Genomic DNA, 22,853 nt, shown 5'->3' on the forward strand with positions numbered 1-22,853 from the left:
GGAGGGCGCCGGGAGCGGACGTTCAGACGTTCACCGAACCCCGTGCCGGCCGTCCGGGTGGCTGCTCATGCCCTTGGCCGCCGCCTGGGCGATGTTTCGCGCCATGCCACCGAACACCAGGGCGTGGAAGGGCGAGACGCTCCACCAGTAGGCGTGGCCGAACAGCCCCCTCGGGTGGAACAGTGCCCGCTGCCGGAAGACGGTGCGTCCGCGGCCGTCGCGTTCCGCGTACATCTCCAGCCAGGCCAGGCCAGGCAGTCGCATCTCCGCGCGCAGCCGCAGCAGGTGCCCCGGCTCGATCTCCTCCACCCGCCAGAAGTCGAGCGAGTCCCCGACGCGCAGCCGCTCGGCGTCCCGTCGGCCGCGACGAAGACCGACGCCGCCCATGAAGCGGTCCAGCCAGCCCCGCACGGCCCAGGCGAGGGGGAAGGAGTACCAGCCGTTGTCCCCGCCGATACCCTCGATGACCTTCCAGAGGGACTCGCGAGGTGCGTCGACCGTCATCGTGCGCTCGTCGCGGTACAGGCTGCCGCCGGCCCAGCCGGGGTCGGTGGGCAGCGGGTCGCTCGGGGCGCCGGGCACGGCCGCCGAGGACCAGCGGGTCGCGACCTCGGCGTCCTGCACGCGCCTGAGCGCCAGGGCCAGGGCTTCGCCGTAGGGCAGGGGCCGCCCGGGGGCGGCGGGGACGTACGCGGTGATGTCGTCCTCGTGGCAGACCACCTCGTGGCGCAGGGACTCGGTCAGGGGCCGGGCGATGGAGCGCGGCACGGGTGTCACCAGCCCCACCCAGTGGCTGGAGAGGCGGGGCGTGAGTACGGGCACGGGCACGATCAGGCGCCTGCGCAGACCGGCCACGGTCGCGTAGCTCCGCATCATTTCCAGGTAGGTGACCACGTCGGGTCCGCCGACGTCGAAGGTCCGGTTGACGCTGGCCGGCATGTTCGCGGAGGCGACGAGGTAGCGCAGAACGTCCTGCACTCCGATCGGCTGGCTGCGGGTGCGGACCCACCTCGGGGTGACCATGACCGGCAGCCGTTCGGTCAGGTAGCGGAGCATCTCGAAGGACGCCGACCCCGAACCGATGATCACCGCGGCCTGGAGGACCGCGGCAGGCACGGGCGCGTCGAGGAAGATCTGCCCGACCTCGGCCCGGGAGCGCAGATGCGGCGACAACTCGTGCGCCGGGACGCCCCGCGGTGTCAGGCCCCCGAGGTAGACGATCCGCCGCACCCCGGCCCTGTGCGCCTCCGCGCCGAAGACCTGCGCGGCCCTGCGGTCCGTCTCCTCGAAACCGGACCCGGTCCCGAGCGCGTGCACCAGGTAGTAGGCCACGTCGATCCCGCGCATGGCGCCGGCCACGGCGCCGGCGTCGGTGACATCGCCCCTGACGGTCTCGACGTCCGCGGCCCACGGGTGGTCGCGCAGTTTGCCGGGGGAGCGGGCCAGGCACCGGACCCGGTGGCCGGCCTTCAGCAGTTCCGGGACGAGCCGTCCCCCGATGTAGCCGGTGGCCCCTGCCACCAGACACGTCGATCCTGTCGCGCCCTTGGTCGCGTCGCCGCTCACTGAGCCTCCCTGACCTGGTGTTCCGGCTTCGCCGGTCCGTTCGTCGGTGTGCTGCCCGGCGGTATCAACCGCTTGCCACGGGTTCGGGCTGTGTGGACGGCAGGGAGCGCCTGCCGCCGCCCCCGGCGGTGCCGGAACCTTGTCCGATCCGGTCCCGCAGGCGGTGCAGACCTCTTCGCGCGTGGCTCTTGACGGTGCCGAGCGGGATGCCGGTCCGCTCCGCGATCTGCGCGTGTGTGAGGTCGTCGTAGAACGCCATGCAGAGCACTTCCCGCTGTTGGCTCGGGAGCCGGATCAGCTCGTCGACCAGGAGCACCCGGTCCAGCGACGCCTCCGGTGCGGGGGCGCCCTCGTGGGGTGCGGACACGGCGAGGGTGTGACCGACGGTGTCGACGAGCCTCAGACGCCGGGTCCTGGCGGCGAGCGCGTCGATGATCTTGAGGCGTGTGATGCCCACGATCCAGGCTCCGAGCGGTCCGCGCTCGGGACGGAAGCCGGCCCGCCCCCGCCACGCGGCGAGAAACACCTGCTGAGTGACGTCCTCCGCCTCATGGCTGTCGCCGAGGGACCGGCTCGCCATGCTGTGGACGAGTGGCCTCCATCGCCTGTACACCGCCGCGAACGCGAGCTCGTCGGCCCCGATGAAGCACCGGACGAGTTCTTGGTCGCCCGGAGTCTGCCCGGCGGGAAGCGACGGCTCGGCGGGACGACTGGTCGTACGCATGTCCTGGTCCTCCTGCCGGAGCGAAGTACGCAGGGCGCCGGAGCCATCTGTCTGCCGACGTCTGCACCTGTGCCACCAGTTTTGGAGGCACAAACGACGCAAGCAACACGCCTCGCTTGTGCGTCGTATGGTGAGGAGGTGACTCGCCCTGACGCGACCGGAAGAGACAGTGGCGGCCTCACCACCGGGGAGGTGGCCAGGAGGCTCGGCGTCGCCCCGACGACGGTCCGCTCGTGGGACCGCCGGTACGGACTCGGCCCGCCGCAGCACACCGGCGGCAAACACCGTCGATGGACAGCCGTGGACATCGCACGGCTGGAGCGGATGTGCGCGCTCACCGCTACCGGCCTGCCGCCCGCGGAGGCCGCAAGGCTCGCACTCGCCGACGAGCCCTACGACGCGGCTCCCACGGCCAGGAGCGCCCCCCCGGACGGTGTGCGCGCACAGATCGCGCGCAACCGGGCACGCACCGGCCTCCAGCTGGGCGACGTGCGCCAGGAGTGCCGGGGCATGGCGCGCGCCGCTCTCCGGCTCGACGCCGGCGCCCTGGACGAGCTCCTCACCACGGTGATCGCCGACTACGGACTGGTGTCCGCCTGGAACGAGGTGATCATGCCGACGCTCCAGGCCGTCGGCCGCAAGTGGGAGAGCGCGGGCGAGAGGTACGTGGAGGTCGAACACTTCCTGTCCTGGCACATCGCCGGCGCCCTGCGCCGTAGTGCCCCACCGGCCTCGTCCGAGCGGTCGGGCGCCACGACACTGCTCGCCTGCGTCCCCGGCGAGAACCACACCCTGCCCTTGGAGGTCCTCGCCGCCGCGCTCGCCCAACGGGGCCTGCCCGTCCGGATGTTCGGCGCCGCGCTGCCGGTCGAGGCCCTCGTCGAGGCGGTGCGCAGGACCGGGCCCGCGGCCGTCGGCCTCTGGGCCCAGTCCCGTACGACCGCCAGCCGGCCGCTGGCCCACCACGTCGCCGCCATGGAGTGGGGCGTACGCGGAGCCCGGCGGAATCCGGTCGTACTGGCTCTCGGCCCGGGCTGGGCCGGACACGCCGTACCGGGCCTGCTGCGACCGTCGGGACTCTCCGAGGCGCTGTCGGCCTTCGAGGCCGTCGTGACCAGGTGACGGCCGGATTCTCTGCTACAGATGGGCCGATGCCCGTAGCGGTCCCCAGCAGCGGCGCCCGGTGCGTGGCCGGCTGACAGCTGGTCAGTTCCTGTGTCGCGGCATGGCGAAGGAGACGGATGATGAACGATCGACAGCACTCGACGCCTGACGCCCTCGTCGTCGGAGCCGGTCTGGCAGGCATCGCCTGCGCGCTGGACCTGTGCCGGGCGGGACTGCGCGTCAAGGTGCTGGAAGCCTCGGACGGCGTCGGCGGCCGTATGCGCACGGACCGCAAGGACGGCTTCCTGCTGGACCGGGGCTTCCAGGTCTTCAACACCTCCTACCCGCAGGTGAGAAGGCGCCTCGCCCTGCGGGACCTGCGCCTGCGGCCGTTCACCCCCGGGCTCCTCGCCCTGACGTCCGCGGGACGGGTGCGGATCGCCGACCCCACCAGACGCCCCGGAGCTGCCGGGAGCCTGCTGCCCGGACGGGTCCTCTCGGCACGCGACATCGCCGCTCTCACCGCCCTCACCGCACGCGACGTCCTGCTTCCCGCAGGCTCCGTCAAGCGTCGGCCCGACCGCACCACCTCGGCCGCGCTCTCCCGCGCCGGAGTCTCACCGCGTGCGGTCGAGGACCTGTTGCGGCCGTTCCTGTCGGGGGTGTTCCTGGAACAGGAGCTGGCGACTTCCGCCCGCTTCTTCCACCTCGTCTGGCGCAGCATGGCCCGGGGCACCCTCTGTCTGCCCGCCGGGGGCATCGGCGCGGTGCCGGCCCAGCTCGCCGCCGGCCTGCCGGACGGCACACTCCACCTCGAAACACCCGTCGCCGCTGTGACCGACACGGGTGTGCTCCTCGAAGACGGCAGCGAACGGGCGGGAGCCACCGTCGTCCTGGCCACGGACGGGCCGACGGCGGGCCGTCTGCTGCCGGGCCTGCCGGTTCCGGACGGCCGCACGGTGACGACCTACTACCACGCGACCGACTCCTCGCCGCTGACGGAACCGACCCTGATCGTGGACAGCAGCCTGGCCGTCCTCAACACCTGCGTACTCACCGAGGTCACGCCCACCTACGCCCCGCCGGGCACCTCCCTGGTGTCGACCTCCGTGCTCGAAGGCGGTCCGCCGGCCGGGGACGCCACGGTACGGAGCCGCCTCGCCGAGTTGTACGGCACCGGCACGGACGCCTGGGAACCCATCGCCACGTACACGGTGAGGAACGCCCTGCCCGCGATGGTGCCGCCCTGGCCGCTGAGCCGCACCACGCGCTTCGCGCCGCGGCGCTACGTCTGCGGGGACCACAGGGCGACCGGTTCGGTACAAGGCGCCCTGGCCTCGGGTACCCGTGCCGCGCGGGAGGTACTGGCCGATCTGGCCCACCCGTGACCGCACGCGCCACGCACCGCGCATCCACGTACGGAAGACCGGCCGAAGTAGCCCGGGCGGCCGGACCCGGGGAGCGGAGCGCACTTCGAATCGGCTGCCGGGACGAGCGCCCACCAACGAACGAAAGGCCAGGTGACCGGTGCCCGAGGAGCACGGACAGGTGAAAGCGGTCGTCGTCGGGGGCGGGGCGGCCGGGCTTTCCCTGGCGCACTGGCTGACGAGGACGGGAACCACGGCTGTGACCGTGATCGAGGCTCCCGACGGGCCGTCGCGGCCGGCCGAACGGACCTGGTGCTACTGGGACGACGGGCCCGGTGAGTACGAGGAAGCGGTCGTCGCCTCCTGGTCGCGGCTGCGGATCACCGCGGCGGACGGTGCGAGGACCACCTGCGACCCCGCGCCCCTGCGCTACCGGATGCTGCGCTCCGCGTCGTTCGAGGAGCTGATCCGCTCCCGGCTGGCGCGGTACCCCGCCGCGCGCGTCCTGCGTGCCACGGCCCACGACGTGCGCGACGTGAGGGGAGGAGCCGAGGTGTACTGCACAGCCGCCGAAGGAAACGCGCTGACCGTGCGCGGCAGCCACGTCTTCGACTCACGGCCCCTGCGCCGCCGGCCACCCGCCCGCACCACGCTGCTCCAGCACTTCCGCGGCTGGTTCGTGCACACGGCGACCCCGTGCTTCGACCCGGAAGTGGCGGACCTGATGGACTTCCGGGTGCCGCAGCCACCCCGCGGACTCGCGTTCGGCTACGTCCTGCCGCTGGCGCCGGACCGGGCACTGGTCGAGTACACCGAGTTCTCCCGGGCCCCCCTGTCCACCACCGCCTACGAGACGGCCCTGCGTCGCTACACCGGTGACGTGCTGCGGCTGGGACCGCTCCGCGTCGAATCCACCGAGCAGGGGGTCATCCCCATGACCGACGCACGCTTCCCGCGCGGAGCCGGGCGGTCCGTCTTCCGCATCGGGGCGGCCGGAGGCGCCACCCGTCCGGCGACCGGCTACACGTTCTCCGCCGTGCAGCGCCAGAGCCGCGCCATCGCCGTCGCGCTCCGTGATGGAGGCGAGACCGTGCCGCGTCCCCACGGCCGGCGGGCACTGGCCATGGACGCGGTCGTCCTGCGCGCGCTCGACACGGGCCGGATCGACGGCCCCCGCTTCTTCACCGACCTCTTCCGCCGCACCCCGACGGAGCGGCTGCTGCGCTTCCTCGACGGCGCGAGCACCCCGTGGGAGGAGTTCGGCATCGGTCTGCGTACGCCCGTGGTCCCGATGCTCCGCACCGCTGCGGAGCTGCCCTTCCTGCCCCGCCGCACCCCCACCACGCACGAGGAGACATCCCGATGAGGACGACCCCCCAGCGCACCGCCGCCCGCCGGGGCCGGGACCGGCGGGCGGAGGTGATCCTGCCCGTCCCCGGGCGGGACCGCTTCACAGGCGACGCACCCCGCACCGCGGTGATCGGCGGCGGAATCGCGGGCCTCGCCGCAGCCACGGCACTCGCCGAACGAGGGGCCCGCGTCACCCTCTACGAGCGCGAGACGTCGCTCGGCGGCCGCCTGCGCGGATGGCGCACCGGCCTGACTGACGGCTCGGACGCGACCATGAGCCGGGGCTTCCACGCCTTCTTCCGCCAGTACTACAACCTGCGCGGTCTGTTGAGGCGCACGGATCCCGCGCTGGCGGCCCTCACACCCCTGCCCGACTACCCCCTGCGGCACAGCGGCGGACTGACCGACAGTTTCGCCCACGTACCGCGCACCCCGCCCTGGAGCGCACTCGGTTTCGCGGCCCTCAGCCCCACGTTCGGATGGCGCGACCTGGCCGCGATGGACCCGCGCGCGGCACTGCCGCTGCTCGACGTGCGGGTGCCCGAGGTGTACGAGCGGTACGACGAGGTCAGCGCGGCGGACTTCCTGGCGGACATCCGGTTCCCCGAGGCCGCGCGGCACCTGGCCTTCGAGGTGTTCTCGCGCAGTTTCTTCGCCGATCCGCGCGAACTGTCGGCCGCCGAGATGCTGCTGATGTTTCACATCTACTTCCTCGGCTCGTCCGAGGGCCTGCTCTTCGACGTACCTCGCGAACCGTTCCCGCAGGCCCTGTGGGAACCACTGGGCGCATACCTGGACCGGCTCGGCGCCGATGTGCGCACGGGCGCCTCCGTGCACGGCGTCCGGCCGGTCGAGGGCGGTGACGTGGAGGTGGAGAGCGAGGCAGGGGCCGAGCGTTACCAGGGTGCGGTCCTCGCCCTCGACGTGGCCGGCCTGCGCCACCTCGTCGAGGCGTCGCCCTCGCTGGGAAGCGCCGCCTGGCGCGAGGACGTCGCCGGGCTGCGCAACGCGCCGCCGTTCCTCGTCTCGCGTCTCTGGCTCGACCGGCCCGTGGGCGAGGGACGCGCCGGATTCCTCGGCACCAGCGGATACGGAGGCCTGGACAACGTCAGCGTGCTGGACCGTTACGAGGGCGAGGCGGCACGGTGGGCCCGGCGGACGGGCGGCTCCGTGGTCGAACTCCACGCATACGCCGTCGACGGGGGAGCCGAGCCGAAGGAGGTCCAGGAGCGGCTCGTCGCCCGGCTCCACGAGGTGTACCCGGAGACCGCGAACGCCCGGATCATCGACGCCCGCCACGAATGGCAGGCGGACTGCCCGATGTTCCCGGTCGGCGGCTACGCCCGTCGGCCGTCCGTGCGGACGCCGCTCCCGCGCGTGATGGTGGCGGGAGACACCGTCCGCTGCGACCTGCCGGTCGCCCTCATGGAACGCGCCGCCACGACCGGTTTCCTGGCGGCCAACGCCCTGCTCGCCGGATGGGAGGTGCGCGGACAGGTGCTGTGGACGGTGCCCCGCAGGGGCCGCTCCCCGGTCCTCCGGGCCCTGGCCGGCCTGGCCGGACGGCCCTGACCGGCAGGGTCAGCCGGGGAAGCGCCCCGCACTGCGCAGCGACCAGCGGCGCTCCGCGTAGGCCAGGTCGTCGCGCCACAGCCGCCCGGCGACCCGGCGCATGAGCGGCCTCAGGGCCGGGGCGGCGGCCTGTGCCAGCGCGAAGCCGCGCCGGCCCGACGCGGCGAGCACCGCCTCGACCACGGCGGTCCGCGGGCTGTCGCTTCCCTGCGGGGTCAGGGGCGTCGCATGGGTCTCCACCACGGAGGTGGCCCCTTCCCCCTCAGCGATGTGCATGACGACCGTCCGGGGTTCGGGCGCCGTGAACACCGCCCGCACGGGCACCACGAGACGTCCGGCGACCCGGAAGGAGACGTCGACGGCGAACGCGTCGTCGAGGTCGCCGGTGGGGGTGCCCACCACCCGCAGGTCGACGAACGAGTACGGGTGGAACCAGGATCCGTGCCACGGGTCCAGCCGGTTGGCGATCACGTCCTGCGGCTCGCACCGGCCCACCGTGGTGAAGACCGAATCCACCGCGTCGGCGGACGACGGGCGGGTGGGGAGCACCGGCCGGTCCAGTGGCTCCTCGCCCCCCGCCTCGTCGAGCCGTACCCATACCAGCACCCCGTCGTCGTGCGCGGGGTACGGCTCCCATCCGGCGAACGGGCCGCCGTCGAGGGCCAGTCCGTGCCAGCGGCACAGGAGCGTCCCGCACACCACCCTGCCCTCACCCAGCGGAGCCCCGAGGTGCGGACACGCGCCGGGCCCGGCCCGTACGGCGCCCGTCGGCGTACGCCACAGCACGACCTCCACGCCGCTCACGGTTCTGCCGTACGCACGGTCTCCGGTGATGGCCCGGGAGGAGCCGACGACGAACCAGTTCCCCGAGGGCCTCGCCGACGCCCGTTTCAGGGCCGCCGAGATCACGGACGGCTGCGCCTCCCGCCAGGTCGGGGCCTGTTCGAACCAACCGGGCCCCCGGCGCACCCGTAGCGGTGGCCTCCACCGTCCGCCGCCTGACAGGTCCTTCATCGGCTGTATTCCTCCCCTTGGGTCACCGGCCCGCGCACGGAGACGACCGAGGCAGGTGCCGGGGTACGGATCCGGGCACCCAGGATGCGTACGAGTCCGGCGGCCGCCGTGCCCGCCCTGCGGCGGCGCGGAACCACGCAGCGGCGGTGCAGCACGGGGTACCCGTCGGCGGCGATCGCGTCCAGGATGCCGCCGTACAGCGTGCGGGCCGTGCGGATGCAGGGCCGCACCCGGGGGTCCAGCATGTCGATGCCCGGCTCCGCCTCCTCGTACACCGCCCGGGTCATCGCGTCGACGGCCTCGAAGGCGGCGCGGATGCGCGGATCCGACAGACCCGTGCGGCGGCTCCACTCCAGCATCGGGCGGTCCACGCCGTGCGCGGCGAGCAGATCCGCCGGAAGGTAGACGCGCCCCCGGTCCAGGTCCTCGCCCACGTCACGCAGGAAGTTGGTGAGCTGGAACGCGACGCCGAGGGCAGCCGCGTGCGGTGCCGCCTCCTCACGGGGGGCGACCGTCCCGAGCACCGGCAGCATCTGCAGTCCGATCACGGCGGCCGAACCGTGCATGTACGACCGCAGGTCCCCGTACGTCGGATAGTCGGTGGCGCTCAGATCGCTGCGCATGGAGGCCATGAAGTCGGCGAACAGCCGCGTTTCGATGCCGTACCGACCCGCCGTGTCGGCCACGGCCCGCACCACGGGCTCCGCGCAGTCGCCCGTGTGCAGCCCGTGCGCGAGGTCGCTCTCCAGCCGCCGCAGCAGCCGGTCGCGTTCCTCCGGTGTCTCGCGCCGGTCGAGGTCGTCGACGATGTCGTCCGCCCAGCGGGCGAACCCGTAGAGGGCGTGGACCGCGCAGCGGCGTTCGACGGGCAGCAGCCGGGTGGCGAGGAAGTAGGTCTTGCCGTGGCGGGCGTTGAGCCGTCGGCAGTCCGCGTAAGCCGCGCGCAGACCGGGATCGGTGATGCCGGCGGCATCGAGTTCACGACGGGTCATGGGCGTTGCCCTTCGAAGCCGCTACGACGGTCCGCCCGGCGCCGGCCGGCTTCACCCGCACCTGCCGGGGCGGTCCCGTGACGCGGGCCGCGGCGAGCCTCCCGCTGATGAGGACCGTGGGCACGCCCACCCCGGGCGTCGTCCCGCATCCGGCCAGGACGACGTTGTCCCAGCCCCGCACGAGGTTGCGCGGCCGGAACGGGCCGGTCTGGGCGAAGGTGTGGGACACCGAGAAGGGGGTGCCCGCCGCGTGTCCCTGGGCCGTCCAGTCCACGGGTGTCACGAGCGTTTCACGGTCGATGGAGTCGCCGAATCCGTCCAGCCCGCGGCGCTCCAGCTCGGCGACGAGGCTGTCGCGGTAGCGAGGCCCGAGGTCGTGCCACGCGGCGGCCGACGGTCCGGTCGTGGTGTTCGGGCACGGAGCCAGGACGTAGTGCAGGTGTTTACCCTCCGGCGCGAGGCCCGGGTCGTGTGTGGTCGGCCTGGTGATCAGCAGCGACGGGTCACTCATCAGCTGCCCGGTGCGTGTCAGTTCGTCGAAGGTGCGCTCCCACGCGGCGCCGAAGGAGATCGTGTGGTGGGCGAGCTCGGGCCACGTGCGGTCCGTGCCCGCGTGGAGGATCACCGCGGACGGCGAGTGGCGCAGTGGGACGGGACGGCGCGGAGCACGACCCAGGAGGCGGTGCACCACGGGCAGATCAGGTGTCAGGATCACCGCGTCGCAGGCGATCCGCTCCCCGGACGCCAGGTGCACGGCCCGCGCGCGACCGGCGGAGCGCTCCAGTTCGGTCACCTCGCTCGACCAGCGGAACCGGGCCCCGGCGTCACCGGCAGCGTCCGCCATGGCCCGCGGCAGCGCGTGCATCCCGCCGCGGGGGTAGTAGACGCCCGCCACCGTGTCCATGAAGGCGATGACGGCGTAGGCGGCCAGCGCCCGGGCCGGTGCCACCCCCGCGTACAGCGCCTGGAAGGAGAACACCCTGCGCAGCCGTTCGTCGGAGATGAACCGGCGGATCTGTGGATCCAGCCGGCCGAAGCCGCCCAGGGCGGCCAGCCGGGCGAGGTCCGGGTGCAGGAGCTGGAAGGGGGAGTCGAAGTTCGTGTCGATGAACCGGCGCATCTGGGCCCGGTACAGCTGCTGCAGCCAGACGCGGAGCCTGCGGTACCCCGCGGCCTCGGCAGGGCCGGCGAAGCGGCGTACCTCCTCCTCCATGGCATCCGCGTCCGTGTGGACGTCCGCGTGGGTGCCGTCGGCGAAACGGGCCCGGTAGGCCGGGTGCAGCTCGACGAGCTCCACCCGGCGGTACAGGCTGTCGCCGACCGCGGCGAAGGCCTCGTCGGCCAGATGCGGCATGGTCAGGACGGTCGGGCCGGTGTCCACCTGGTATCCGCCGAGTTCGAGCCGGCCGGCACGGCCGCCCGGTACGGCGCCCCGCTCGACGACGGTCACCTGACGGCCCGAACCGAGCAGGTGCAAGGTGGCGGCCAGACCGGACAGACCGGCGCCGACGACCACCACATGGTCCGTGGACCCGGACACGCTCTTCACGCGGTCTCCTCGGTGTCGGCCGGCGCGGTGGTCCTGTCCGACGTGGTCCCGCTGTTCGGCGGGGTGTTCCGGTCCGGTACGTCGACCGCGGCCTTCTCCACCAGCGAGGCGAATTCGTGGCAGGCGTACGGATCCGCCCCGGAGGCCTCGAAGTGGCGCAGGCTCAGGGCACAGAGATCGGCGATCTCGGCCTCCACCACCGCCCGCGCGCCCGTGCGTTCCACGGCGGCACGCATCCGGGCGACCTCGGAGTCGGAACGTGCGACACCGTCCGGCCGCAGCGCGACGACCGCCTCGGTGTCGTCCGACGCGGAGGCGAGCCCCACGGCGACCGCGAGGAGGTAGGTGAGCTTCCGCCCGCGCAGGTCCTCGTCCGCGGGCTTGCCCGTCACCGCCGGGTCACCGAAGGTGCCCAGCAGATCGTCCCTGAGCTGGAAGGCCAGACCCGCACACCGGCCCGCGGAGCGCAGTGCCTCCACCGTGCGGGCGTCGGCACCGGCCAGTGAAGCGCCCATGGCGAGTGGCCGCTCCACTGTGTACAGGGCGCTCTTCAAGGTGGCGATCCGCACGGCGTCGTCCACTGCGGAGGATCCGGCCGCCTGAGCACGCATGTCCAGGTACTGCCCGGCCACCATCTCGCAGCGCATCGCCTGCCACTCGTCATGGAGCAGTCGCCCGTGCCGGGAGCCGAGCGCGGTGTCGGTGAGCAGGTCGTCGGCCCACGCCAGGGCCAGGTCGCCGGCGAGCACGGCGGCAGCGGTCGAATACGCCTCAGGTGCACCGATCATCTTCCCCGCGCGGTGCATACGGGCGAAGTCCGCGTGCACCGCGGGCGCCCCCCGGCGCGTCGGCGAGCCGTCCATGACGTCGTCGTGCATGAGCGCGCACCCCTGAAGAAGCTCAAGGGCCGCCCCGATCCGCAGCAGGGTCGCGGGATCGCCCTCGCCGCCGACGGCCCGCCATCCGCACCACAGGAACGCGGTCCGGAATCGCTTACCGCCTCGCTGGACGAACGCGGCGACCCGGCGCGCGACTTCTCGCGCGAACACGTCGTCCACGTCGTGTGCCTCACGCAGCCGTACGTCGAGATGCCGCGCGAGAACGTCGTTGACGGCCGCGGTGGCATCGCGAGCGGTACGCGGGGCTTCGCGGCCGCCGGTAGGGCCGGCCGTGCCGGCCCGCTCCGTCCGCGTATCAAGCATGGGGAGCCCCTTCGATCTGCATGCCTCGCATGACACGTGATTCGGCCGGCGGCCGGGATGCGGATGCGCCTGATTCCGTCCGGTGCGGAGCCTTGCCGGGCCGGACACCGGTGCCCGCGCCCCTCCGCCTGCTCGGTGCGTGCCCCGACAACTGGCCGTAGCCGTGGGCGAAGCACGACGGAGCCGGCGCTGTCGTGCTTCGGTCCCCGCATGTCGGGCGGGGCAAGGCTCCGCAGCGCGCGGTCAGGGCTGGGTGCGTGCCTGGTCGGCTGCCTGGGATGCGGCGCCGCTCTCGGTCGACGCTCCGGCGGTGCTGAGCTGTCCCCCGCTGGACTCGAGGTGCGCGCGGACGAACCACTGGAAGAGCTCCAGCCCGCGCAGCTGCTCGATGAGCATGTCCTGCGTCACCGGGTCGGATTCCTCGGTTTCCTGCATCGCGGACCGGTGGTCCTTGATGACCTCCGTGTACACGATGTTGAGGGCGCCGAGGTGTTCGATCGCCTCGGCTCTGCCGATCGAGTAGTCGTTCCACGAACGGTCGGCGACCAGGGCACCCGGTGTCCCCTGCGGCACGCCGCCCAGGGTGGAGATGCGCTCGGCCAGGTCGTCCGTCATGGAGCGCACCTGATCGACCTGCGGGTCGAGCATCTCGTGCACGGCGATGAAGTGCGGCCCGACGACGTTCCAGTGAATGTGTTTGAGGGTCAGGGCGAGATCGTTCAGTGAGTGCAGTCGCATCTGCAGCAGGGAGATGACCTCGCTGCTTACCTCTGTGGTCATGCCCGGCACGGTGTAGGAAAGCTGTGGACGCTGGGGTGACACAGTGGTGCTCCTCGAAGGTTGGCCGTTGAGGTTTTCAGACAACCAGCCGGGTGAGGTTCCCGCCTTCCGGCCGCGCCGGGACGGGCGGCCGTTCACCGGGGCGGGCGCATGGGGCGGGCTCGTGCGGCCGGCCCGGGTGCCCGTGGCCGCGCCGGGGAGGTCGTCATATGCCGCCCTCATATCCGTGCGTGGCGCCCGGGCCGCGCACCGGCCTCGACCGGTTCGGCGGGCTCGGTCGGCGGCTTCAGCACTCCGCGCCGCTGATGGCCGGACCGAGGGGCCTCCTCCACGTCTCCGAGGTGCCCGGCCCCAAGGAACGGAGCATGCTGACGGGAGGACCCCGCTCAGCCGGGCAGTCCGCATCCCGTCGGCGAGGGAGCAGCGACGTGGCATCCGACCGCATTCCGCAGAGCCCCTCCGACCTCGACGCCGTAGTGGCCGCACTGCTCGACGAGTACGGCCGGGTCGTCTGGTGGTCGCGAGGTGCGACGGAACTGCTGGGCTGGTCGGGTGAGGACATGGCAGGCACGCCGGCACGGCGTTTGCTGCGGGCTCCCGCTCCCGGGGCCCGGCCACGCAGCGAAGGGACAGGGCGTTCCCGGACGCTCCGGCTGCTGCACCGCTCCGGCCGGGTGATCGACGCCGACGTCCGGCTCGTGGAGGCGGACACGGAGACCGGAGTTCTGGCCCTGGCGTTGCCGCCCGGCGGGCCGGGCAGCTGGGACCAGGCGCGCGATCTCGCCAGGGCCCTTCTGGCGCAGGGCGCTTTCGGTGTGGCCCGGCTCGACATGGACCTGCGCCTCGTGCACGCCAACGCGGCCTTCGAAGCCCAGCGGCCGACGGGAGCCGACGACGACTGGTTCCTCGATCTGCCGGACGCCCGGGGGGCGGCGACCGTACGGTCGACCGTCCAGCACGTCGCCGAGACCGGCACCTTCGCGACCGGGGTCGCGTACGGCATCGGGCCGGGCCGCGAGGAGGCGGCGCTGCTGCTGAGCTGCTTCCGCATCGAGGACCCGTTGGGGGAGCCCGTCGGCGTGGCGGTGGTGGCGACCCTCGGCGACGAGCCACGAGGTCCGCGGCTCAGGGACGCCTACCGCCAGGCGCTGGAGATCGGCGACTCGCTCGACGTCGTGAAGGTAGCCCAGGACCTCGCGGAGGTCCTGGTGCCGGCGCTCGGCGACCTCGCCCATGTGGACTTCCCCGACGACGTACTGCAGGGGCGGGAACCGCCTCACGGCTACATCGGGCAGCTGGCTTCCGCGCCGCGCCGGGCGGCTGTGAAGTCGGCGGACGGCCCGTGGCCGGCCGCACTGGTGCAGGTCGGCGAGAGGGTCCCCACGGTTCCCGAGCGCCCCGGGACGGACGCCAAGATCATCGGTGACGTGCTGGTCGCGGACGCCGAGCGCGCCCGCGAGATCCTCGGCCACGATTCCGGACTGATCGCCAAGTTCATGCCCGAGGGCATGCACGACTCGCTCGGCTGCCCGCTGTACCGAGCCGGGAGGTTCTACGGCTGGGCCTCCGTGTACCGCGTCCGCAACGCCGCTCCGTTCGACGACGCCGACGTCAAACTGATGCGGGACCTGTGCGCCCGTACAGCCCTGGCCATGGACAACGCCTTCCGCTACACCCGGGAGCACCAGACCGCCGTCGTGCTGCAGCGGAGCCTGCTGCCGCCCGCCGCGACAGAGAGCGCGGCGGCGGAGACCGCGGGGGTCTACCTCCCGGCCGGCGGGAGCGTCAGCGTCGGAGGGGACTGGTACGACGCCTTCCCGATGTCGTCCCTGCGGATCGCGCTCGTGGTCGGCGACGTCGTCGGCCACGGTCTGGAAGCCGCCGCCACCATGGCCCGCCTGCGGACCGCCGTGCAGACGCTCGCCGATCTCGACCTGCCGCCGGACGAACTGCTGACCCACCTCGACGACCTGGTGCAGCGGATGCGGGTCGAGGCCGACGATCCTGAAGCACTCGGCGGCTCCTGCCTGTTCGCGGTGTACGACCCCGTCAGCCGGACGTGCCAGATGGCGTCCGCGGGGCATCCCCCGCCCGCCGTGGTACTGCCCGACGGCGGTGTCGCCTTCGCACCCGTGGTGCCCGGACCCCTCCTTGGCGTCGGCGACAACCCGTTCGAGGTGTGCAGCGTCGAGCTCCCGCCGGGAAGCATCCTCGCCCTCTACTCGGACGGGCTGGTCCAGCACGGTCACGATCCCGAAGCCGGCATGGCCGAGCTGGAGACCAACCTGGCCGAGCTGTGCACCGGCGACCGGTCACTGGATCGCATCGGCACCGGCCTGATCGGGCGGCACCCGAGCACGGAGCATCCGGAGGACGACATCACCCTGCTCCTCGCCCGGACCCGTGCCATCGCCGACGACGCCATGGCGACGTGGGAGTACCCCGCCGATCCTGCCGCCGTGCACGAGGCGCGGGCGCACGTGAACGCGCAACTCGAGGCGTGGGGGCTGGACGACCTGCTGTTCACCACCGAACTGATCGTCAGCGAACTCGTCACCAACGCGATCCGCTACGCGGGCGGGCCCGTCAGTCTGCGGCTGATCCGCGACCGAGTCCTGGTGTGCGAGGTCTCCGACCCCAGCAACACCCAGCCCCGGCTGCGGCGCGCCCTCATCACGGACGAGGGCGGACGCGGCCTCTTCATGATCGCGCAGCTGACCACGCGGTGGGGCTGCCGCTACGGAGCGCGGGGAAAGACGATCTGGACCGAGCAGCCGATCGCCTCGGGGCCGGGTGGATGAGGCGGAGTCTCTTCGCCGGCGCGGTCGCCGGCCCCTCTCGGCGCCGGCCCCTCTCGGCGCCGGCCCCTCTCGGCGGCGGCCCCGTGACAGGGCCGGCGCCGGAAGTCCCGCCGGGGCCGACCTCGGCGCGGCCCCGTCAGAAGGCCACGGCATCCCGGATCAGGGGGCAGGTCATGCAGTGCCCGCCACCGCGGCCCCGGCCGAGTTCCGCGCCGACGATGGTGATGACCTCGACACCCGCCTTGCGCAGCAGGGTGTTGGTCTGGGTGTTGCGGTCGTAGGTGAAGACCACGCCCGGTTCCAGAGCGACGGCGTTGTTGCCGCTGTCCCACTGCTGGCGCTCGGAGGCGTACACGTCACCGCCCGTCTCGATGACCTGGAGCTCCGGGAGACCCAGCCCCCTGGCCACCACGTCGACGAAGGCCGCCGATCCCTCGTCGGTGATGTCGATGCCGGGCGCCTTGTCGCTCGGGCGCAGCGAGAACGTGTGGACGGCGTCCATGATCGCCGGGTAGAGCGTGACGATGTCGCGGTCGGCGAAGGTGAACACGGTGTCGAGGTGCATCGCGGAGCGCAGCTTCGGCATACCCGCGACGATGACGTGCTCGGCGGCCCTGTTCGCGAACAGGGACCGGGCGACCTGGGTGATGGCCTGGCGCGAGGTGCGCTCGCTCATGCCCATGAGGACGACGCCGTTGCCGACCGGCATGATGTCGCCGCCCTCGAAGGTGGCCTGGCCCCACTCCTGCTCAGGATCGCCCCACCACACGGTGGAGTCGGTGAAGTCGGGGTGGAAGAGGTAGACGGCTTTCATCAGCAGCGTCTCGTCGTGCCGGGCAGGCCAGTACAGCGGGTTCAGGGTCACACCGCCGTAGAGCCAGCAGGTGGTGTCCCTGGTGTACAGGGTGTTCGGCAGCGGCGGCATGAGGTACTCGCGGACGCCCGTGGACTCCCGGGCGAGGGCGACGTAACCGGAGCGGAACTCCTGCGGCAGATCGGCCGTGGCGAGGCCGCCGATCAGGTGCTCGGCCAGTTGTCGCGGAGTGAGCGTCTCCAGGAAGGTCCGGGTGTCCTCGATGAGGCCGACACCGACCTCGTTGGCGGTGATCTTCCGGTCCAGGAGCCAGTCCCTGGCCCCGGGCACCGTCATGGTCTGCGCGAGCAGCTCGTGCAGTTCGACGACGTCGACGCCGCGCTGCCGCAGTTTGTTGACGAAGTCGGCATGGTCGCGCTGCGCGTTCTCCACCCACATGACGTCGTCGAAGAGGAGATCGTCGGAGTTGGTGGGGGTGAGACGGCGGTGCGCCATGCCCGGCTCGCAGACCAGGACTTTGCGGAGCCTGCCGACCTCCGAGTGGACGCCGTGAGCGGTTGTGGCGGCTTCAGTGGTGTTGCTGGCCATGCTGACACCTTCCGGGTGGGGTTCGGCGGTACGGGGCGGCGCTCAGAGGTCGATCCAGCCCGTCGCGACAGCGACGATGCCGCCGATGGCGCCGAGGACGGAGACGGCGAGAATGACGAGCTCGCGAGGGGAGAACAGCTGTTTCCCCTGCTCACGGCGGGCCTTGACGAAGAGCAGGGTGGCCGGGGCGTAGATGATGAAGGAGACGAGGACGAACTTGGGCCCGGCGGCGTACAGCAGGAAGGCCGTGTAGAGCGTCGCGATGACGGCGACGACGAGTTCCCTCCGTGTGCTGCGACCGGACACCTCCTCCTGCGGTCCGGAGGCGATCTTCACGGCGAAGGCGGCGGCGAGCAGGAAGGGGATCAGGCTCAGCGCACTCGTCAGGTCGAGAGCGAAGTTGAACGCGTCGTCGGAGAAGGCCGTGACGATCAGGACGACCTGACTGAGCGCCGTGGTCATCAGGAGGGCCGGGACCGGTACGTCCTCGCGACTGGCCTGGCCGAGGAAGCGCGGCATGTCCTTGTCCTTGGCGGCGACGAACAGCACCTCGGCGGCCATCAGGGTCCAGGCGAGGTAGGCGCCCAGGACGGAGATGATCAGGCCGACGCTGACGAAGACGTTGCCCCACGTGCCGACCGCGGCCTCCAGCACGCCCGCCATGGACGGCTGACGGAGTTCGGCGATCTCGCTCATCGGCAGGATGCCGTACGACACGATGGTGACCGAGGCGAAGACGGCGAAGACGCTGAGGAAGCCGAGAAGCGTCGCCTTTCCCACGTCCTCCCGCCGTTTGGCGTGGCGTGAGTAGACACTGGCACCCTCGACTCCCAGGAAGACGAACACCGTGGCCAGCATGGTGCCGCGCACCTGGTTGAACAGGGATCCCGCGTAGTCGGCGCCGGCGAAGTTGTCCGCGAAGACGCCTGGATCGAAGCAGAAGAGGGCGATCAGCACGAAGACCAGGATCGGCACGACCTTTGCCACCGTCACGATCCTGTTGATCGCCGCGGCCTCCTTCACACCCTGCTTGATCAGCAGGAAGAAGGCCCACAGCCCGGCGGACGACACCACCGTGGCGAGGAAGGTGTCCCCCTCTCCGAGCGCGGGGGCGATGGCGCCGACCGTCGACATGATCAGCACCCAGTAGGTGACGTTGCCGACGCAGGCGCTCGCCCAGTAGCCGAAGGCGGAGAAGAAGCCCAGGTATTCGCCGAAGCCCGCCTTGGCGTACGCGTAGACACCGGCGTCGAGGTCCGGCCTGCGTACGGCGAGCGCCTGGAAGACGAGGGCGAGCATCAGCATGCCGACGCCGGCGACCGTCCAGGCGATCAGCGCCCCGGCGACCCCGGTCTCCTGGGCGAAGCGGCGGGGCAGCGAGAACACCCCTGCGCCCACCATGGATCCGACGACCAGCGCGGTCAGCGTCGGGAGGGTCAGCTTGCTGGGGGACGGGGGTCCTACGTGGGCGTCGTGCGCCCCGGTACCGACGTTGGTCATGACCTGCCTCAGGGACGTGCTCGGGTCGTGGTGGGTGGTCTATTCGCCGGGCACGGAGCCGGCCCGGCCGTCGTTGTTCGTCTCGTCCAGTTTTTCGATCTTGAAGCCGGTGATTCCGTAGAGCACGCTCAGGAAGGGGCTGGCGTAGTTGAAGACCGCGTACGGCGCGTACGACAGGGTCGGCACCCCCAGGACGGCGCCCATGAAGGCCCCGCAGGAGTTCCAGGGCACGAGGGGCGAGGTGACGGTGCCGCTGTCGGCGGTCAGCCGGGAGAGGTTCGTCGGCGCGAGGCGCCGCTTCTCGAACTCCAGCCGGAAGACGCGGGCGGGGAGGACCAGGGCGATGTACTGGTCGCCGGCGACGACGTTGAGCCCGAAGGAGCACGTGAACACGGTGAGGAAGAGCCGCCCCGTGCCCGTGGCCGAGCGGATCAGCGGATCCACCAGCCGGGAGATGAGTCCGAACTCCTCCAGCAGGGCGCCGAACGTGACCGCCCCGATGATGAGCCACAGCGTCAGGAGCATGCTGTCCATGCCGCCCCTGGACAGCAGTTGGTCGATCAGCGGAATGCCGGAGTCGATATCGAAGCCGTTGGCCATCGCCCGCCAGACGCCCTTCAGCGACTCCACCACGATGTTCCCCGTCCCGGAGACGAACGCCCGCATCACATCCGGCTGGAGGAACGCCCCTAGGACGCCGGCGAAGAGCGCCGAGCAGATCAGGGCGAGGGACGGGGGCACCTTCCTGACCGACATCAACGCCAGCAGGACGAGCGGCAGGAGGTTCAGCGGCGTGATGGTGTAGATGTCGCCGAGCGCCGAGAGTTCGATCTCCTCACCCACCGGGTTGACCACGTCCGAACTCTTGACCAGGCCGATCACGAGGAAGACGACGAACGCGATCAGGAAGGCCGGAACCGAGGTCCACGCCTGGCGTTTGATGTGCTCGTACACATCGACCTTCACCATCTGTGCGGTGAGGACCGTCGTCTCGGACAACGGGGAGAGTTTGTCCCCCAGGTACGCACCCGAGATGACGGCCCCGGCGGTGATGGCCGCCGAGACCCCCAGCATGTCCGCGACACCGACGAGGCCGACGCCGATCGTCCCGGCCGTCGTCCAGGAGCTGCCGATACTCATCGCGATCGCGCCGCAGATCATCGCGGTCGCGGCGTAGTACCAGCTCGGGGACAGGACCTGGATCCCGTAGTACACCAGCGTGGGAATCGTTCCCGACAGGTTCCAGACACCGATGAGGGCCCCCACCGCCAACAGGATGAACACCGCGCTGGTGATCGAGGACAACGCGCCCTGCCCTGCGCGCTGCACCGACTCCCAGCTGTGGCCGTTCTTCATCGCCACCAGCGCGGCCACCATGGCGCACAGGATCAGCGCGACCTGGATGGGCCCGTCCAGGGCGTCGAGGCCGAACAGCGCGAGGGATCCCGCGACCAGCACCGCCAGCACCACCATCGGCACGATGGCGTCCGAGAGCGAAGGCTCGCGCACAGGACGCTCGGCGCTGTCCTGCTCGTCCTTCGTCACGAGGACCCCGTTCACGGAAGGGCGGTCGGGGTGCCGGTCACCTCGATCCTCCGTGAACGAGAACCTAATCCATTTCGTGCGGCTATGCCCCTATTCGTGAAGGTGTGTGTGGGCCGATGGGAGTCGCTGTCCATGTCCTGAGATCTGGATCGTTTCAGATTAAGGTTGGAAGCGTTCGACCCGACAGTCTCTTGACGTCTTCATTCTCCAGGGCTAGATTCCCGGGAATTCGTTGAAACATTTCATTTGTGGGTCGCTCCGCGCCCGCACAGGAGACCGTCCATGGCGCACCCCGAATCGGAGAGGAAGGGGATCGAACCTCGAACTCCTCCCGACGGTCGGGGTGGCGGGACGGAGGCTCCGTTCGGTATGCCGACGACTTCGACCCGAACCGACGTCAACCGTCCGGCCTCTGATCCGACGTCCGATCCGACGTCCGCTCCGGCTCCTGCTCCACCCATCGAGCCGCACGGGACCGGAGGGCCACCTCGCGAGGGGTGTCACCTCCGGCCGTGCCGGAGGTGACACCCGTGCAACGCGTCTGCTTTCTTCTCAAGGTCCGGGCCGAGATGGCCGAGGAGTACCGGGAGCGCCACCAGCACGTCTGGGCCGACATGAGGGCCGCGCTCTCCAGGACGGGCTGGCACAACTACTCCCTCTTCCTGCGTGAGGACGGCCTGCTCGTCGGATATCTGGAGACCCCGGACTTCGAGCGGGCGCGTGCCGCGATGGAAGCCACGGAGGTCAACGCCCGCTGGCAGAGGGAGATGGGGCATTACTTCGAGGAGCTGGACGGTCAGGCACCGGACGCCGCCATGCGCCCGCTCACCGAGGTCTTCCACCTCGCCTGACGCGGGGCCGACGCCCGGCAGCCGCGTGTGCACCTCCGCGGCCTCGCCCCGGGGCGATCCCTTCCGGGCGCCTGGCCCACCCGTGCGGTCTGAGGGGCTGCCCCGGCAAGCTGTCTGCCGTCCCTCCGACCGCCCCGCACCGGAAGCCCCACCACTCCACGAGCAGAAGGAGCGACACCCCGTGACCCCGACAGCGGACTCCCGGCCGACGCCCCAGCCCGCATCCCCGTCCGTCGACACTCCGGCACGGGACACCGGTCCGGACACGACGTGGTTCACCACCGACCGGTTCGGCATGTTCGTCCACTGGGGTCTGTACTCCCTCGCCGCCCGGCACGAGTGGGTCAAGCACCGCGAGCAACTGACCGAGGAGCAGTACCAGGTCTACTTCGATCACTTCGACCCCGACCGTTACGACCCGGTCCAGTGGGCGAGGACGGCGAAGGCGGCCGGAATGCGGTACGTCGTGCTGACCACCAAGCACCACGACGGCTTCTGCCTGTGGGACAGCGCGCTCACCGACTACAAGGTCACCAACACCCCGTACGGCCGCGATCTCGTCGAACCGTTCGTCCGGGCGTGCCGGGCGGAGGGGCTCAAGGTCGGGTTCTACTACTCGCTGATCGACTGGCACCACCCCGCCTTCCCCGTGGACGGCACGCATCCGCAACGCGACGACGAGGAGTTCAAGGCGGCCGGAGCCGACCGCGACATCCGCGACTACCAGCGGTATCTGCACGGGCAGGTACGCGAGTTGCTCACCGGCTTCGGGCCCGTCGACTACCTGTTCTTCGACTTCTCCTACGAGGGACGCCACTGGTGGGGCGGCAAGGGCCCCGACGACTGGGACTCGCCCCGGCTCCTGGAGATGATCCGCGACCTCCAGCCGCACGTCCTCGTCAACGACAGGACCGGTCTTCCCGGCGACTTCGTCACCCCCGAGCAGTACCAGCCCCCCGGACCGATGGTGAAGGACGGGCAGCCCGTGATCTGGGAGGCGTGTCAGACGCTGAACGGTAGCTGGGGCTACGACCGCGACAACCTCGACCACAAGAGCGCCGACCTTCTCATCCGGATGCTCGTCGACGGAGTGTCCAAGGGCGGCAACCTCCTGCTCAACGTGGGCCCCACCGGCCGCGGCGACCTCGATCCGCGCGCCGTCGCGGTCCTCGGTGAGCTCGGCCGGTGGACGGACCTCCACGAGCGGTCGGTCCGCGGCTGCGGCCCGTCCGCGTACACCGCCCCCGCCGACTGCCGCTACACGCAGCGCGGCGACCGGCTCTACGTCCACCTGTTCTCCTGGCCGCTGCGCCATCTGCACCTGCCGGGACTCGCGGGCCGGGTTCGCTACGCCCAACTCCTCGACGACGGCTCGGAGATCGGCCGTACCGAGATTGCCCCCGGGCAGCCCGCGCTCAACACCGAGATGGGCGGGCAGCCCGCGGGCACGCTCACACTCCAGCTCCCCGTGCAACGCCCAGGCACACCCGTGCCGGTCATCGAGCTGTTCCTGGACACCCCGTCCGGTGGCTGA

At 71.5% G+C, this 22,853-nt stretch carries 17 protein-coding genes; 7 read left to right on the plus strand and 10 right to left on the minus strand.

Annotated features, from left to right (window positions below; translation table 11 throughout):
- Positions 1–30: 30 nt before the first annotated feature.
- Together AB0C82_RS26890 and AB0C82_RS26895 are read right to left on the minus strand one after the other, a co-directional pair.
- Entirely contained in the window at positions 31–1,566 is a 1,536-nt protein-coding gene (locus AB0C82_RS26890) for an SDR family oxidoreductase (protein ID WP_362846567.1), read from the minus strand.
- A gap of 64 nt (positions 1,567–1,630) precedes the next feature.
- The gene (locus AB0C82_RS26895; RefSeq protein ID WP_362846569.1) at positions 1,631–2,290 is read right to left on the minus strand and encodes a sigma-70 family RNA polymerase sigma factor; all 660 of its coding nucleotides are present in this window, start codon (positions 2,288–2,290) and stop codon (positions 1,631–1,633) included.
- 138 nt (positions 2,291–2,428) lie between these two features.
- On the opposite strand from AB0C82_RS26895, the gene AB0C82_RS26900 reads away from it, so the two are divergent.
- The 4 genes from AB0C82_RS26900 to AB0C82_RS26915 all read left to right on the plus strand — a co-directional run bounded on the left by AB0C82_RS26900 (position 2,429) and on the right by AB0C82_RS26915 (position 7,683).
- On the plus strand, positions 2,429–3,412 hold the full coding sequence (locus AB0C82_RS26900) for a MerR family transcriptional regulator (RefSeq protein ID WP_362846570.1): 984 nt from the start codon (positions 2,429–2,431) through the stop codon (positions 3,410–3,412).
- A 122-nt stretch (positions 3,413–3,534) separates the two neighbouring features.
- Positions 3,535–4,782 (plus strand): NAD(P)/FAD-dependent oxidoreductase, encoded by a 1,248-nt coding sequence (locus AB0C82_RS26905; protein WP_362846572.1) that lies wholly within the window; start codon positions 3,535–3,537, stop codon positions 4,780–4,782.
- 139 nt (positions 4,783–4,921) lie between these two features.
- The gene (locus AB0C82_RS26910) at positions 4,922–6,127 is read left to right on the plus strand and encodes a lycopene cyclase family protein (protein ID WP_362846574.1); all 1,206 of its coding nucleotides are present in this window, start codon (positions 4,922–4,924) and stop codon (positions 6,125–6,127) included.
- The gene (locus AB0C82_RS26915) at positions 6,124–7,683 is read left to right on the plus strand and encodes an FAD-dependent oxidoreductase (RefSeq protein ID WP_362846576.1); all 1,560 of its coding nucleotides are present in this window, start codon (positions 6,124–6,126) and stop codon (positions 7,681–7,683) included. Before AB0C82_RS26910 ends, AB0C82_RS26915 begins: the two co-directional genes overlap by 4 nt.
- Positions 7,684–7,692: 9 nt before the next feature.
- Here AB0C82_RS26915 and AB0C82_RS26920 read toward each other — a convergent pair whose 3' ends face one another.
- From AB0C82_RS26920 to AB0C82_RS26940, 5 genes are all read right to left on the minus strand, one after another.
- The gene (locus AB0C82_RS26920) at positions 7,693–8,697 is read right to left on the minus strand and encodes a DUF5914 domain-containing protein (RefSeq protein ID WP_362846578.1); all 1,005 of its coding nucleotides are present in this window, start codon (positions 8,695–8,697) and stop codon (positions 7,693–7,695) included.
- A complete protein-coding gene (locus AB0C82_RS26925) occupies positions 8,694–9,689 on the minus strand; it encodes a phytoene/squalene synthase family protein (RefSeq protein WP_362846580.1) in 996 nt (331 codons plus the stop codon). The genes AB0C82_RS26920 and AB0C82_RS26925 overlap by 4 nt, the downstream gene beginning before the upstream one ends.
- Complete coding sequence (crtI, locus tag AB0C82_RS26930) at positions 9,676–11,238, minus strand: phytoene desaturase family protein (protein WP_362846582.1); 1,563 nt, start codon at positions 11,236–11,238, stop codon at positions 9,676–9,678. The genes AB0C82_RS26925 and crtI overlap by 14 nt, the downstream gene beginning before the upstream one ends.
- Positions 11,235–12,440 carry a polyprenyl synthetase family protein gene (locus tag AB0C82_RS26935; RefSeq protein ID WP_362846584.1) on the minus strand — a complete coding sequence of 402 codons (1,206 nt, stop codon included), beginning with the start codon at positions 12,438–12,440 and terminating at the stop codon, positions 11,235–11,237. Before AB0C82_RS26935 ends, crtI begins: the two co-directional genes overlap by 4 nt.
- 243 nt (positions 12,441–12,683) lie before the next feature.
- Positions 12,684–13,220, minus strand: a complete 537-nt coding sequence (locus AB0C82_RS26940) for a DNA starvation/stationary phase protection protein (protein WP_362846586.1) — start codon at positions 13,218–13,220, stop codon at positions 12,684–12,686.
- 428 nt (positions 13,221–13,648) lie between these two features.
- Between AB0C82_RS26940 and AB0C82_RS26945 the strand changes: the two genes are divergently transcribed.
- The gene (locus AB0C82_RS26945) at positions 13,649–16,021 is read left to right on the plus strand and encodes a SpoIIE family protein phosphatase (RefSeq protein WP_362846588.1); all 2,373 of its coding nucleotides are present in this window, start codon (positions 13,649–13,651) and stop codon (positions 16,019–16,021) included.
- Positions 16,022–16,157: 136 nt separating this feature from the next.
- Here the strand turns inward: AB0C82_RS26945 and AB0C82_RS26950 are convergent, their stop codons facing one another.
- The 3 genes from AB0C82_RS26950 to nhaC are packed head-to-tail and all read right to left on the minus strand — an operon-like array spanning position 16,158 to position 20,468.
- On the minus strand, positions 16,158–17,423 hold the full coding sequence (locus AB0C82_RS26950; RefSeq protein ID WP_362846590.1) for an arginine deiminase: 1,266 nt from the start codon (positions 17,421–17,423) through the stop codon (positions 16,158–16,160).
- 42 nt (positions 17,424–17,465) lie between these two features.
- A complete protein-coding gene (locus tag AB0C82_RS26955; RefSeq protein ID WP_362846592.1) occupies positions 17,466–18,923 on the minus strand; it encodes a basic amino acid/polyamine antiporter in 1,458 nt (485 codons plus the stop codon).
- 39 nt (positions 18,924–18,962) lie between these two features.
- Entirely contained in the window at positions 18,963–20,468 is a 1,506-nt protein-coding gene (gene nhaC, locus AB0C82_RS26960) for a Na+/H+ antiporter NhaC (RefSeq protein WP_362846594.1), read from the minus strand.
- 530 nt (positions 20,469–20,998) lie between these two features.
- Here nhaC and AB0C82_RS26965 point away from each other — a divergent pair.
- Together AB0C82_RS26965 and AB0C82_RS26970 are read left to right on the plus strand one after the other, a co-directional pair.
- The gene (locus AB0C82_RS26965; RefSeq protein WP_362846596.1) at positions 20,999–21,319 is read left to right on the plus strand and encodes an L-rhamnose mutarotase; all 321 of its coding nucleotides are present in this window, start codon (positions 20,999–21,001) and stop codon (positions 21,317–21,319) included.
- 181 nt (positions 21,320–21,500) lie between these two features.
- Positions 21,501–22,853 (plus strand): alpha-L-fucosidase, encoded by a 1,353-nt coding sequence (locus AB0C82_RS26970; protein ID WP_362846597.1) that lies wholly within the window; start codon positions 21,501–21,503, stop codon positions 22,851–22,853.

It is taken from the genome of Streptomyces sp. NPDC048560, assembly GCF_040650955.1.
Classification (GTDB): domain Bacteria; phylum Actinomycetota; class Actinomycetes; order Streptomycetales; family Streptomycetaceae; genus Streptomyces.